General features: G+C 75.9%; 1 protein-coding gene. It reads right to left on the bottom strand.

Annotated features, from left to right (window positions below):
* On the bottom strand, positions 1 to 232 hold a 232-nt coding region (locus KVT45_RS55825; protein WP_217562798.1), incomplete at both ends, for a peptide deformylase.

Here is a 232-nt window from a genome sequence, read left to right as displayed (position 1 = left end):
CTCGCGAAGAAGCCCGTGCCGTGGATCGTGACCGGCCCCCCCGTCGCCGTGAAGCCCTCGACCACCGTGTGGTCGTACCGCTCCGTGCCCGCCCCCAGGCCCGGCAGGGACAGGCAGCCCTCGGGGCCGCGGAGGGTCACGCCGCCCGCCGCCACCAGGCGCGGGTTGACCACATGGCCCAGGTGGCGGACGTCCGCGTCGTCGGGGCAGCCGAAGACGAACACCCGCAGCG

Origin of the sequence: Streptomyces sp. GbtcB6 (assembly GCF_019091475.1) — a bacterium.
In the GTDB taxonomy this organism is placed as follows: domain Bacteria; phylum Actinomycetota; class Actinomycetes; order Streptomycetales; family Streptomycetaceae; genus Streptomyces; species Streptomyces hyaluromycini.
Note: the sequence above shows the minus strand (reverse complement) of the source record. Positions and strands in the feature narration are given on the sequence as shown.